This window comes from Enterobacter cloacae complex sp. P17RS (assembly GCF_014895885.1).
Classification (GTDB): Bacteria; Pseudomonadota; Gammaproteobacteria; order Enterobacterales; family Enterobacteriaceae; genus Enterobacter; species Enterobacter bugandensis.
In genome coordinates this window covers 1-12231 of record NZ_JADBQK010000024.1, presented here as the reverse complement: position 1 = coordinate 12231, position 12231 = coordinate 1, and the positions used below count along the sequence as shown (strand labels likewise).

The 12231-nt window shown below is 54.0% G+C and carries 15 protein-coding genes; 13 read left to right on the top strand and 2 right to left on the bottom strand.

Annotation, left to right across the window (positions count from 1 at the left end; genetic code table 11):
• Positions 1–23: 23 nt before the first annotated feature.
• Positions 24–1928 (bottom strand): ABC transporter ATP-binding protein, encoded by a 1905-nt coding sequence (locus tag IM265_RS17565; protein ID WP_193031680.1) that lies wholly within the window; start codon positions 1926–1928, stop codon positions 24–26.
• 132 nt (positions 1929–2060) lie between these two features.
• Between IM265_RS17565 and kefG the strand changes: the two genes are divergently transcribed.
• The 4 genes from kefG to slyD all read left to right on the top strand — a co-directional run bounded on the left by kefG (position 2061) and on the right by slyD (position 5316).
• Positions 2061–2612, top strand: coding sequence for a glutathione-regulated potassium-efflux system ancillary protein KefG (kefG, locus tag IM265_RS17560; protein ID WP_006812200.1), 552 nt, complete (start codon positions 2061–2063; stop codon positions 2610–2612).
• On the top strand, positions 2612–4417 hold the full coding sequence (kefB, locus tag IM265_RS17555; RefSeq protein ID WP_028014643.1) for a glutathione-regulated potassium-efflux system protein KefB: 1806 nt from the start codon (positions 2612–2614) through the stop codon (positions 4415–4417). The genes kefG and kefB overlap by 1 nt, the downstream gene beginning before the upstream one ends.
• A 13-nt stretch (positions 4418–4430) precedes the next feature.
• Entirely contained in the window at positions 4431–4631 is a 201-nt protein-coding gene (locus IM265_RS17550; protein WP_003861689.1) for a YheV family putative zinc ribbon protein, read from the top strand.
• 94 nt (positions 4632–4725) lie between these two features.
• Positions 4726–5316, top strand: a complete 591-nt coding sequence (gene slyD / locus IM265_RS17545) for a peptidylprolyl isomerase (RefSeq protein ID WP_003861691.1) — start codon at positions 4726–4728, stop codon at positions 5314–5316.
• A 51-nt stretch (positions 5317–5367) separates the two neighbouring features.
• Here slyD and IM265_RS17540 read toward each other — a convergent pair whose 3' ends face one another.
• Positions 5368–5586 (bottom strand): protein SlyX, encoded by a 219-nt coding sequence (locus tag IM265_RS17540; protein ID WP_028014642.1) that lies wholly within the window; start codon positions 5584–5586, stop codon positions 5368–5370.
• A 238-nt stretch (positions 5587–5824) separates the two neighbouring features.
• Between IM265_RS17540 and fkpA the strand changes: the two genes are divergently transcribed.
• From fkpA to IM265_RS17495, 9 genes are all read left to right on the top strand, one after another.
• Positions 5825–6646: an FKBP-type peptidyl-prolyl cis-trans isomerase gene (fkpA, locus tag IM265_RS17535; RefSeq protein WP_023331457.1), complete on the top strand. Its 822-nt coding sequence runs from the start codon at positions 5825–5827 to the stop codon at positions 6644–6646.
• 165 nt (positions 6647–6811) lie between these two features.
• Complete coding sequence (locus IM265_RS17530) at positions 6812–7534, top strand: transcriptional regulator (RefSeq protein ID WP_014885489.1); 723 nt, start codon at positions 6812–6814, stop codon at positions 7532–7534.
• Positions 7534–7920, top strand: a complete 387-nt coding sequence (gene tusD / locus IM265_RS17525) for a sulfurtransferase complex subunit TusD (protein WP_028014640.1) — start codon at positions 7534–7536, stop codon at positions 7918–7920. Before IM265_RS17530 ends, tusD begins: the two co-directional genes overlap by 1 nt.
• Positions 7920–8279 carry a sulfurtransferase complex subunit TusC gene (gene tusC, locus IM265_RS17520; RefSeq protein ID WP_193031678.1) on the top strand — a complete coding sequence of 120 codons (360 nt, stop codon included), beginning with the start codon at positions 7920–7922 and terminating at the stop codon, positions 8277–8279. The genes tusD and tusC overlap by 1 nt, the downstream gene beginning before the upstream one ends.
• Positions 8280–8286: 7 nt before the next feature.
• On the top strand, positions 8287–8574 hold the full coding sequence (gene tusB / locus IM265_RS17515; RefSeq protein WP_041911943.1) for a sulfurtransferase complex subunit TusB: 288 nt from the start codon (positions 8287–8289) through the stop codon (positions 8572–8574).
• Positions 8575–8698: 124 nt separating this feature from the next.
• On the top strand, positions 8699–9073 hold the full coding sequence (gene rpsL / locus IM265_RS17510) for a 30S ribosomal protein S12 (RefSeq protein ID WP_000246815.1): 375 nt from the start codon (positions 8699–8701) through the stop codon (positions 9071–9073).
• A gap of 96 nt (positions 9074–9169) precedes the next feature.
• Complete coding sequence (gene rpsG / locus IM265_RS17505; RefSeq protein ID WP_003861706.1) at positions 9170–9640, top strand: 30S ribosomal protein S7; 471 nt, start codon at positions 9170–9172, stop codon at positions 9638–9640.
• Between the two features lie 96 nt (positions 9641–9736).
• The gene (gene fusA, locus IM265_RS17500) at positions 9737–11851 is read left to right on the top strand and encodes an elongation factor G (RefSeq protein ID WP_028014637.1); all 2115 of its coding nucleotides are present in this window, start codon (positions 9737–9739) and stop codon (positions 11849–11851) included.
• A 69-nt stretch (positions 11852–11920) separates the two neighbouring features.
• Positions 11921–12231 (top strand): GTP-binding protein (locus IM265_RS17495; protein WP_020686859.1); only part of this gene is annotated, 311 nt, incomplete at its 3' end.

Genomic DNA, 12231 nt, shown 5'->3' with positions numbered 1-12231 from the left:
CGTTCGCACAACGGGGTAAAAATTCAGTCTGCCTGCAGCATCGCTTCCAGCTGTTCCTGGGCATCCAGCCATGCCATTTCGCACTCTTCGAGGCTGGATTTAGCTTTCGCCTGCGTTTGCAGACAATCCGTTAGCTCCGCTTTACGGCTCTGATCGTACAGGTCGCTGTCGCCCAGCTTCTCTTCGACGGCGGCAAGGATGGCGTTGAGCTTTTCCATCTCTTTTTCAAGACGGGCAATCTCTTTACGCAGCGGCTGGGTCTGGGTGCGCAGTTCCGCTTCGCGGCGCTTCTGGTCTTTACGCGACTGTGCGCTGTTGACGTTGTCTTTCGCTGACTCTTCCGGCTGGTTTTCCTGCTTTTGTACGTCCGTCAGCCACTGCTGGTAGTCTTCAAGATCGCCGTCGAACGGTTCGACTTTGCCGCCGTGTACCAGGTAGAGATCGTCGGTGGTGGAGCGGATCAGGTGGCGATCGTGCGACACGACAACCAGTGCGCCTTCGAACTCAATCAGCGCTTCGGTCAGCGCCTGACGCATGTCGAGATCCAGGTGGTTGGTCGGTTCATCGAGCAGCAGCAGGTTGGGTCTCTGCCAGACGATCAGCGCCAGCACCAGACGCGCTTTTTCGCCGCCCGAGAAACGCTCGGTGTTTTCGGTCACCTTATCGCCCTGGAAGCCGAAGCCGCCGAGGTAGTCGCGCAGCTTCTGCTCCATCTCCTGCGGCGCAAGACGCGCCAGATGCTGAATCGGGGATTCATCCGCGCGTAAAAATTCCAGCTGATGCTGGGCGAAATAGCCAAGCTTAATGCCCTTCGCCAGGCCGATTTCACCGCTGGTTGGGTTAAGCTCGCCCGCGAGCAGCTTAATTAACGTTGATTTACCGGCGCCGTTGCGCCCCAGCAGGCCAATGCGCGAACCCGGCACCAGGTTAAGCTTGATAGAGTCGAGGATGATGCGATCCCCATAGCCAGCGCTGACCTTTTCCATCTTCAGAAGCGGGTTCGGCAGGCTTTCCGGCGCGCGGAAGCTGAAGTGGAACGGGTTATCCACGTGTGCCGGGGCGATCATCTCCATGCGTTCCAGCATCTTGATGCGGCTCTGGGCCTGCTTGGCTTTTGACGCTTTAGCTTTGAAGCGATCCACGAAGCTCTGCAGGTGCGCCACGCGCTGCTGTTGGCTTTCATACATCGACTGCTGCTGGGCAAGGCGCGTCGCGCGCTGGCGCTCAAAGGAGCTGTAGTTGCCGGTGTACTCGAACATGGTTTGCTGTTCGATATGAATGATTTTATCCACCACCGGGTCGAGGAAGTCGCGGTCATGGGAGATGAGAATCAGAGTGCCCTGATAGCTCTTGAGCCACTTCTCCAGCCAAATAACCGCATCGAGATCGAGGTGGTTGGTCGGTTCATCGAGCAGGAGCAGGTCTGAGCGGCAGATCAGCGCCTGCGCCAGGTTGAGGCGCATGCGCCAGCCGCCGGAGAAGTCGCTTACCGGGCGTTCAAGCTGTTCATTGCTGAAGCCCAGGCCGTGCAGCAGGCTGGAGGCGCGGGAGCGAATGGTCCACGCGTCGATGGCGTCCAGCTTGCCGTGAACGGTAGCGATGGCGTGACCGTCGTTGCGCTCGTTGGCCGCGTTGAGTTCCGCTTCGAGCTTACGGTACTCGCGATCGCCGTCGATAACATAGTCGAGTGCCGGTTCGCTCAGGGCTGGCGTCTCCTGGTTTACCCACGCGAGCTGCCAGTTCCCCGGGAAGGTAAAGTTACCGCCTTCCGCGCTAATCTCGTTTTTCAGCAGCGCCAGCAGGGTGGATTTACCGCAGCCGTTTTTGCCGACCAGACCCACTTTCTGGCCCGGGTTGATGGTAGCAGTGGCGTTATCCAGCAGGACGCGCACGCCGCGACGAATTTGTAACGAGGAGAAAACAATCATAGAAGCGCCGTATGTTCCGACTATGTTAATTTGTCATTATGATAATGTAAGGTGTGGGCCATTTTCCCCACCGGGCCGCCATGGTAGCCCAAAACGACAACAATACACAAAAACAGAACCGGGAGGGGAGTGATGTCTCAGACAGCTAAAGTGCTGCTGCTGTATGCCCATCCGGAATCTCAGGACTCGGTGGCGAACCGGGTGCTGCTTAAGCCGGCCACACAGCTCAGTAACGTCACGGTGCACGATCTCTACGCGCACTATCCTGATTTCTTTATCGATATTCCTTACGAGCAGGAACTGCTGCGTCAGCATGACGTGATTGTATTTCAGCATCCGCTCTATACCTACAGCTGTCCGGCACTGCTGAAAGAGTGGCTGGACCGCGTGCTGAGCCGGGGCTTCTCCAGTGGGGTGGGGGGCAACCAGCTGGCGGGAAAGTACTGGCGCAGTGTGATCACCACCGGTGAACCCGAAAGCGCTTACCGTCACGACGGGCTGAACCGCTATCCAATGAGCGACATCCTGAGGCCGTTCGAGCTGACGGCGGCCATGTGCCGCATGCACTGGATGAGCCCGATTATTGTTTACTGGGCACGGCGTCAGGACCCGAAGGCGCTGGCAAGTCACGCCAGAGCCTACGGTGAATGGCTGGCATCACCGATTCCGGCAGGAGGTCGTTAATGGAAGGATCGAATTTACTCCTCGCCGGGGTGCTGTTTTTATTTGCCGCCGTCGTCGCGGTGCCGCTTGCCGCCCGTATCGGCATCGGGGCGGTGCTGGGGTATTTGCTTGCGGGGATCGCCATTGGCCCATGGGGACTGGGTTTCATCAGCGACGTGGATGAAATTCTCCACTTCTCGGAGCTCGGCGTGGTGTTCCTGATGTTCATCATCGGCCTCGAACTGAACCCCTCGAAGCTGTGGCAGCTTCGACGCTCTATCTTTGGCGTGGGCGCCGCGCAGGTGCTGTTTAGCGCCGCGATTCTGGCTGGCCTGTTAATGCTGACCAACTTTTCCTGGCAGGCGGCGGTGATTGGCGGGATTGGTCTCGCAATGTCGTCGACGGCGATGGCGCTGCAGCTGATGCGCGACAAGGGGATGAACCGCAATGAAGCCGGACAGCTGGGCTTTTCGGTGCTGTTGTTCCAGGATTTAGCGGTGATCCCGGCGCTGGCACTGGTGCCGCTGCTGGCGGGCTCGGGCGACGATCACTTCGACTGGGCAAAAATTTCCATGAAGGTGCTGGCCTTCGCGGGCATGCTGATTGGCGGACGTTTCCTGTTACGTCCGGTGTTCCGCTTTATTGCCGCCTCGGGCGTGCGCGAGGTGTTTACCGCCGCGACGCTGCTGCTGGTGCTTGGCTCGGCGCTGTTTATGGATGCGCTGGGGCTGTCGATGGCGCTGGGCACCTTTATTGCCGGCGTGCTGCTGGCGGAGAGTGAATATCGGCACGAACTGGAAATTGCCATCGATCCCTTCAAAGGGCTGCTGTTAGGCCTGTTCTTTATTTCGGTGGGAATGGCGCTCAATCTTGGCGTGCTTTATACCCATTTGCTCTGGGTTGCGGTGAGTGTTGCGATCCTGGTGGCGGTGAAAATGCTGGTGCTGTACGTCATGGCGCGTATCTACGGGTTGCGCAGTTCGGAACGCATGCAGTTTGCCAGCGTGTTGAGCCAGGGTGGCGAGTTTGCGTTTGTGCTGTTCTCCACCGCCTCCTCCCAGAAGCTGTTTAAAGATGACCAGATGGCGCTGCTGCTGGTGACGGTAACGCTGTCGATGATGACCACGCCTCTGCTGATGAAGATGGTGGATAAACTCCTGTCGCGCCGCCTGAATCCGGCAGACGATGAAGATGAAGCGCCGTGGGTAGAAGACGATAAGCCGCAGGTGATCGTCGTGGGCTTCGGCCGCTTCGGGCAGGTGATTGGCCGCCTGTTGATGGCGAACAAAATGCGCATTACGGTGCTGGAGCGCGATATCAGCGCGGTCAACCTGATGCGCAAATATGGCTACAAGGTCTATTACGGCGATGCCACTCAGCTTGAGCTTCTGCGCTCGGCCGGGGCGGAAGCCGCGGAGTCTATCGTCATCACCTGCAACGATCCGGAAGATACAATGAAGCTGGTGGAGCTATGTCAGCAGCACTTCCCGCACCTCAATATTCTGGCGCGTGCCCGGGGGCGTGTTGAAGCTCACGAATTGTTGCAGGCAGGTGTGAAACACTTCTCCCGTGAGACGTTCTCCAGTGCGCTGGAACTGGGGCGCAAGGCGTTAATCTCCCTGGGGATGCATCCTCACCAGGCGCAGCGCGCCCAGATGCACTTCCGCCGGCTGGATATGCGCATGCTGCGCGAATTAATGCCTGTACATAGCGATACGGCGCAGATCTCCCGCGTGCGGGAAGCGCGGCGCGAGCTGGAGGAGATCTTTCAGCGAGAGATGCAACAGGAACGACGCCAGCTCGACGGCTGGGATGAATTTGAATAAAAGGTAACGAAAGATGGCTGTACGTAAACGCTTTATCGCGGGTGCAAAGTGCCCGTCTTGCCAGGCTCAAGATACGCTGGCCATGTGGCGCGAAAATAATATTGATATAGTTGAGTGCGTTAAGTGCGGTCACCAGATGCGTGAGGCTGACAAAGAAGCACGCGATCACGTTCGCAAAGAAGAGCAAGTGATCGGCATTTTTCATCCAGACTAGCGATATGCTCTGAGTTTTTTTAAGCTTAAGGGTACACGGGTGCAGATTTCCGCTACAATCTGCGCCAGCAATTTTCCCACGCTCAGGAGATATCATGAAAGTAGCAAAAGACCTGGTGGTCAGCCTGGCCTATCAGGTACGTACAGAAGACGGTGTGTTGGTTGATGAGTCTCCGGTGAGTGCGCCGCTGGACTACCTGCATGGTCACGGTTCCCTGATTTCCGGCCTGGAAACTGCGCTGGAAGGTCATGAAGTTGGCGATAAATTCGACGTTGCTGTAGGCGCGAACGACGCTTACGGTCAGTATGACGACAACCTGGTTCAGCGCGTTCCTAAAGACGTGTTCATGGGCGTTGACGAGCTGCAGGTTGGCATGCGCTTCCTGGCTGAAACTGACCAGGGGCCGGTTCCTGTTGAAATCACTGAAGTTGAAGACGATCACGTCGTGGTTGACGGCAACCACATGTTGGCTGGTCAGAACCTGAAGTTCAACGTAGAAGTTGTTGCGATCCGTGAAGCGACCGAAGAAGAACTGGCTCATGGCCACGTTCACGGTGCGCATGGTCACGACCATGATCACGATCACGGCCACGACGGCTGCTGCGGTGGTCACGGCCACGACCATGGTCATGACCACGGCCACGGTAAAGGTGGTTGCGGCAACGGCGGCTGCGGTTGCCACTAATTCCGTCATGCGGAAAATAAAAAAGCGGGATAATCCCGCTTTTTTTACGCCTCAATAATGAGGTGGTGGCGTCTCTTCCGACTGAGAGGCAATATTTGACGGCTGCGTCGCCTTCAGCTTTTCCGTCAGCAGGCGCATATGATCCCGTAGTTTCGCCATTTCGAGTTCGTGCGCGGTCACGGTCTGGTTAAGCTCTTCGATGGTGATGTCCTGAAAAGCCAGGCGGCTTTCCAGCTCAGCCATTCTCGCTTCTATCATTGTGTCCTTCATCATTCACCTCGTTTATATCTGATACGCCATATTGGCCCAGCGGCGGCGCAGTTTAACTGAGTTTATCCTTAAGTGCAGTCTCTATCCCGTTGGCAAGAAACTTATTTAAACAAAAATAGTCTGAAAAGTGGCGAGAATTGGAAGTGTCTGTCTGTAGATTTCTTCCGCAACGTTTTATAGTACGTCACTCATTTACGTTTAACGCTGGGGTGAGAGTCCCCAGGCCCTGGAGATATGGATGAAATCACTGTTTAAAGTAACGCTGCTGGCGACGACGATGGCTGTTGCACTGAACGCGCCGCTGTCATTCGCTGCTGATACTGCTGCGAAGCCTGCTGCCACTGCAGACAGCAAAGCGGCGTTCAAAAATGACGACCAGAAATCCGCCTACGCACTGGGCGCATCTCTGGGCCGCTACATGGAAAACTCTCTGAAAGAACAAGAGAAACTGGGCATCAAACTGGACAAAGCCCAGCTGATCGCGGGTGTTCAGGACGCCTTTGCTGATAAGAGCAAACTGTCTGACCAGGAAATCGAACAGACTCTGCAGGCGTTCGAAGCGCGCGTGAAGGGTGCCGCTCAGACCAAGATGGAAGCGGACGCTAAAGACAACGAAGCGAAAGGCAAAGCCTACCGCGACACCTTTGCTAAAGAGAAGGGTGTGAAAACCTCTTCTACTGGTCTGGTGTACAAAGTTGAGAAAGAAGGTACCGGTGATGCGCCTAAAGACAGCGACACCGTTGTGGTGAACTACAAAGGTACGCTGATCGACGGTAAAGAGTTCGACAACTCTTACACCCGTGGTGAACCTCTTTCCTTCCGTCTTGACGGTGTGATCCCAGGCTGGACTGAAGGCCTGAAAAACATCAAAAAAGGCGGCAAAATCAAGCTGGTTATCCCACCGGATCTGGCCTATGGCAAAACTGGCGTTCCGGGTATCCCGGCTAACTCTACGCTGGTCTTCGACGTAGAGCTGCTGGACATCAAACCAGCGCCGAAAGCGGATGCGAAACCGGAAGCGCAGGCAGATCAGAAAGCTGCGACAGACGCTAAGAAGTAATGTGATGCAAACCGCCGCCTTTTAAGGCGGCGGTTTTTTATTGTGGGGCAGATATAATTAACACTGGAAAGCGTTAGGCACGCTGTATTAATTTAGTTGTCCGTGTAGATAATGAGCCTGCCCTGAAAACCTAACGACAGGCTCCTGAAAAGGAGTGTTTTTTTCATGTCCAGGTCGCTTTTAACCAACGAAACCAGTGAACTTGATTTGCTGGATCAACGTCCTTTTGACCAGACCGACTTCGATATTCTGAAATCCTATGAAGCGGTAGTGGACGGGTTAGCGATGCTCATTGGTTCCCACTGCGAAATCGTATTGCACTCCCTGCAAGATCTGAAGTGTTCCGCCATCCGCATTGCTAATGGTGAGCATACCGGCCGTAAAATTGGTTCGCCAATTACCGACCTTGCATTGCGTATGTTGCATGACATGACCGGCGCGGACAGCAGCGTCTCAAAATGTTATTTCACCCGCGCCAAAAGCGGCGTGCTGATGAAATCAGAAACCATCGCGATTCGAAATCGCGAGCATCGTGTGATTGGGCTGCTGTGCATCAACATGAACCTTGATGTGCCATTCTCGCAGATCATGAGCACCTTTATTCCGCCAGAAACGCCAGACGTTGGCTCTTCTGTTAACTTTGCCTCCTCCGTTGAAGATCTCGTCACGCAGACGCTTGAGTTCACCATTGAAGAGGTCAATGCTGACCGCAACGTATCGAACAACGCCAAGAATCGCCAGATCGTACTCAATCTCTACGAGAAAGGGATTTTCGACATTAAAGATGCCATCAACCAGGTGGCCGATCGTCTGAACATCTCCAAGCATACGGTTTACCTCTACATCCGTCAGTTCAAAAGCGGCGATTTCGTGGGGCAGGATAAGTAATGCGTTTTGCATTAATGGTGACGGGCCCGGCGTATGGGACTCAACAGGCCAGCAGCGCGCTGCAGTTTGCGCATGCGCTGCTGGCGGCCGGACACGAACTGGCGAGCGTCTTCTTCTATCGGGAAGGGGTGTATAACGCGAACCAGTTTACGTCGCCGGCGAGCGACGAGTTTGATCTGGTCCGCGCCTGGCAGGCGTTAAATGAAAAGCAGGGCGTTGAGCTGCATATCTGCGTGGCGGCGGCGCTGCGTCGCGGCGTGACGGATGCAGCCGAAGCCGAGCGCCTGGGATTATCAGGCGCTAACCTGCAGCCTGGTTTTTCGTTGAGTGGTCTGGGCGCATTGGCTCAGGCGGCGTTAACCTGCGACAGAGTGGTACAATTCTGATGAAGCGTGTGGCATTTGTTTTTACTTCTGCGCCGCACGGCAGCACCTCTGGCCGCGAAGGCCTGGATGCGCTGCTTGCGACATCGGCGTTAACAAAAGATATCGGTGTCTTCTTTCTGGGGGACGGCGTGCTTCAGCTTCTGGCGGGCCAACAGCCGCAGGCCATTCTGGCGCGCGACTACATCGCCACCTTCAAAGTGCTGCCGCTTTACGATATCGAAACCTGCTATGTCTGTGCCGACTCTTTAACGGCGCGCGGTTTAAGCGATAAGACGCCTTTTGTGCTGGATGTGACGACCTTACCTGCCGCAGCACTGCGTGAACAACTATCCCACTACGACACCATTCTGACTTTCTGAGGCTTCCATGCTCCATATTCTCAGCCATTCACCATGGCAATGTGATATCGACACGCTGTTGAGCATGCTGCGCGAAGGTGACGATCTGCTGCTGATTCAGGATGGCGTGCTCGCTGCACTTGAAGGTGGACGTTTCGTTGAAATTCTCACGAATGCCCCCATAACGGTCTCTGCGCTGAAGGACGATCTGGATGCGCGGGGTCTTTCTGGTCAAATTTCAGCCAAAATTGACGTGGTTGGCTATACTGATTTCGTCAATCTTACTGTGACGCACGCCAGTCAAATGAACTGGTGATTTGAGATCGCTGTATATTTCTTGACACCTTTTCGACGTAGCCCTAAAATTTCGCGTCCTCATATTGTATGAGGTCGTTTTATTACGTGTTTACGAAGCAAAAGCTAAAACCAGGAGCTATTTAATGGCAACAGTTAACCAGCTGGTACGCAAACCACGTGCACGCAAAGTTGCAAAAAGCAACGTGCCTGCGCTGGAAGCCTGCCCGCAGAAACGTGGCGTATGTACTCGTGTATATACCACCACTCCTAAAAAACCAAACTCCGCACTGCGTAAAGTATGCCGTGTGCGTTTGACTAACGGTTTCGAAGTGACTTCCTACATCGGTGGTGAAGGTCACAACCTGCAGGAGCACTCCGTGATCCTGATCCGTGGCGGTCGTGTTAAAGACCTTCCGGGTGTTCGTTACCACACCGTTCGTGGTGCGCTGGACTGCTCAGGTGTTAAAGACCGTAAGCAGGCTCGCTCCAAGTACGGCGTGAAGCGTCCTAAGGCTTAATGGTTCTCCGTTAAGTAAGGCCAAACTGATTTATCTTAATGTCAAACTAAACTCGTAGAGTTTTGGACAATCCTGAATTAACAACGGAGTATTCCCATGCCACGTCGTCGCGTCATTGGTCAGCGTAAAATTCTTCCAGATCCGAAGTTCGGATCAGAACTGCTGGCAAAATTTGTAAATATCCTGATGGTAGATGGTAAAAAATCTACTGCAGAAGCAATCGTATACAGCGCGCTGGAGACCCTGGCTCAGCGTTCTGGTAAAAATGAACTGGAAGCTTTCGAAGTCGCTCTCGACAACGTTCGCCCAACTGTAGAAGTTAAGTCCCGCCGCGTTGGTGGTTCTACTTATCAGGTTCCAGTTGAAGTTCGTCCGGTTCGTCGTAATGCCCTGGCAATGCGTTGGATCGTTGAAGCTGCTCGTAAACGCGGTGATAAATCCATGGCTCTGCGTCTGGCGAACGAACTTTCTGATGCTGCAGAAAACAAAGGTACTGCAGTTAAGAAACGTGAAGACGTTCACCGTATGGCAGAAGCCAACAAGGCGTTCGCACACTACCGTTGGTAATCCCTTCGGAGTATTAGTCACCAGGCGGGCGCTTCAGAGAAGCTGCCCGCTCTGGGTAACTTAACTGAACGCCTAAAGAAACAAACGAGGAATCAAATGGCTCGTACAACACCCATCGCACGCTACCGTAACATCGGTATCAGTGCGCACATCGACGCCGGTAAGACCACTACTACCGAACGTATTCTGTTCTACACCGGTGTAAACCATAAAATCGGTGAAGTTCATGACGGCGCAGCCACCATGGACTGGATGGAACAGGAGCAGGAGCGTGGTATTACCATCACCTCCGCAGCGACTACTGCATTCTGGTCAGGTATGGCTAAGCAGTACGAACCGCATCGCGTAAACATCATCGACACCCCGGGCCACGTTGACTTCACCATCGAAGTAGAACGTTCCATGCGTGTTCTTGACGGCGCGGTAATGGTTTATTGCGCAGTTGGTGGTGTTCAGCCACAGTCTGAAACCGTATGGCGTCAGGCGAACAAATATAAAGTTCCACGCATCGCGTTCGTTAACAAAATGGACCGTATGGGTGCTAACTTCCTGAAAGTTGTTGGCCAGATCAAAACCCGTCTGGGCGCGAACCCTGTTCCGCTGCAGCTGGCAATTGGTGCTGAAGAAGGCTTCACCGGCGTTATCGACCTGGTGAAAATGAAAGCCATCAACTGGAACGATGCAGACCAGGGCGTTACCTTCGAATACGAAGATATCCCGGCTGAGATGCAGGACCTGGCTGACGAATGGCACCAGAACCTGATCGAATCCGCTGCTGAAGCTTCTGAAGAGCTGATGGAGAAATACCTGGGTGGTGAAGAACTGTCTGAAGAAGAGATCAAAAAAGCTCTGCGTCAGCGCGTTCTGAACAACGAAATCATCCTGGTAACCTGTGGTTCTGCGTTCAAGAACAAAGGTGTTCAGGCGATGCTGGATGCGGTAGTTGACTACCTGCCATCCCCGGTTGACGTTCCTGCGATCAACGGCATCCTGGACGACGGTAAAGATACTCCGGCTGAGCGTCACGCAAGTGATGACGAGCCGTTCTCTGCACTGGCGTTCAAAATTGCTACCGACCCATTCGTGGGTAACCTGACCTTCTTCCGCGTTTACTCTGGTGTGGTTAACTCTGGTGACACCATCCTGAACTCCGTGAAAGCGGCGCGTGAACGTTTTGGCCGTATCGTACAGATGCACGCTAACAAACGTGAAGAGATCAAAGAAGTTCGTGCGGGCGACATCGCTGCAGCTATCGGTCTGAAAGACGTGACCACTGGTGACACCCTGTGTGACCCGGATCACCCGATCATTCTGGAGCGTATGGAATTCCCTGAGCCGGTAATCTCCATCGCGGTTGAACCAAAAACCAAAGCTGACCAGGAAAAAATGGGTCTGGCTCTGGGCCGTCTGGCGAAAGAAGACCCATCATTCCGCGTATGGACTGATGAAGAATCTAACCAGACCATCATCGCTGGTATGGGTGAACTGCACCTGGACATCATCGTTGACCGTATGAAGCGTGAATTCAACGTTGAAGCGAACGTGGGTAAACCTCAGGTTGCTTACCGCGAAGCGATTCGCGCGAAAGTTACCGATGTTGAAGGTAAACACGCTAAGCAGTCTGGTGGTCGCGGTCAGTACGGTCACGTTGTGATCGACATGTACCCACTGGAGCCGGGCTCTAACCCGAAAGGTTACGAGTTCATCAACGACATCAAAGGTGGTGTAATTCCTGGCGAATACATCCCAGCCGTTGATAAAGGCATCCAGGAACAGCTGAAAGCGGGCCCTCTGGCTGGCTATCCGGTTGTTGACATGGGTATCCGTCTGCACTTCGGTTCTTACCACGACGTTGACTCCTCTGAACTGGCGTTTAAACTGGCTGCGTCTATTGCCTTTAAAGAAGGCTTTAAGAAAGCAAAACCAGTTCTGCTTGAGCCAATCATGAAGGTTGAAGTAGAAACTCCTGAAGAGAACACCGGTGACGTTATCGGTGACTTGAGCCGTCGTCGCGGTATGCTGCGTGGTCAGGAATCCGAAGTAACTGGCGTTAAGATCCACGCTGAAGTTCCGCTGTCTGAAATGTTCGGATATGCAACTCAGCTGCGTTCTCTGACCAAAGGTCGTGCATCATACACCATGGAATTCCTGAAGTATGATGATGCGCCTAACAACGTTGCTCAGGCCGTTATTGAAGCCCGTGGTAAGTAATCCACAGGATTAAAACCTAAGTCCCGTGCTCTCTCCAGAGGGGAGAGCACTATAGTAAGGAATATAGCCGTGTCTAAAGAAAAATTTGAACGTACAAAACCGCACGTCAACGTTGGTACTATCGGCCACGTTGACCATGGTAAAACTACCCTGACCGCTGCAATCACTACCGTTCTGGCTAAAACCTACGGTGGTTCTGCTCGTGCATTCGACCAGATCGATAACGCGCCAGAAGAAAAAGCTCGTGGTATCACCATCAACACCTCTCACGTTGAGTACGACACCCCGACTCGCCACTACGCACACGTAGACTGCCCAGGCCACGCCGACTATGTTAAAAACATGATCACCGGTGCTGCACAGATGGACGGCGCGATCCT

Coding starts and splice junctions, on each gene's coding strand:
- slyD (WP_003861691.1), top strand. CDS start 4,726: ATGAAAGTAGCAAAAGACCTGGTGGTCAGCCTGGCCTATCAGGTACGT.
- kefB (WP_028014643.1), top strand. CDS start 2,612: ATGGAAGGATCGAATTTACTCCTCGCCGGGGTGCTGTTTTTATTTGCC.
- tusD (WP_028014640.1), top strand. CDS start 7,534: ATGCGTTTTGCATTAATGGTGACGGGCCCGGCGTATGGGACTCAACAG.
- rpsL (WP_000246815.1), top strand. CDS start 8,699: ATGGCAACAGTTAACCAGCTGGTACGCAAACCACGTGCACGCAAAGTT.
- tusC (WP_193031678.1), top strand. CDS start 7,920: ATGAAGCGTGTGGCATTTGTTTTTACTTCTGCGCCGCACGGCAGCACC.
- fkpA (WP_023331457.1), top strand. CDS start 5,825: ATGAAATCACTGTTTAAAGTAACGCTGCTGGCGACGACGATGGCTGTT.
- kefG (WP_006812200.1), top strand. CDS start 2,061: ATGTCTCAGACAGCTAAAGTGCTGCTGCTGTATGCCCATCCGGAATCT.
- IM265_RS17550 (WP_003861689.1), top strand. CDS start 4,431: ATGGCTGTACGTAAACGCTTTATCGCGGGTGCAAAGTGCCCGTCTTGC.
- rpsG (WP_003861706.1), top strand. CDS start 9,170: ATGCCACGTCGTCGCGTCATTGGTCAGCGTAAAATTCTTCCAGATCCG.
- fusA (WP_028014637.1), top strand. CDS start 9,737: ATGGCTCGTACAACACCCATCGCACGCTACCGTAACATCGGTATCAGT.
- IM265_RS17530 (WP_014885489.1), top strand. CDS start 6,812: ATGTCCAGGTCGCTTTTAACCAACGAAACCAGTGAACTTGATTTGCTG.
- tusB (WP_041911943.1), top strand. CDS start 8,287: ATGCTCCATATTCTCAGCCATTCACCATGGCAATGTGATATCGACACG.
- IM265_RS17540 (WP_028014642.1), bottom strand. CDS start 5,586: ATGAAGGACACAATGATAGAAGCGAGAATGGCTGAGCTGGAAAGCCGC.
- IM265_RS17565 (WP_193031680.1), bottom strand. CDS start 1,928: ATGATTGTTTTCTCCTCGTTACAAATTCGTCGCGGCGTGCGCGTCCTG.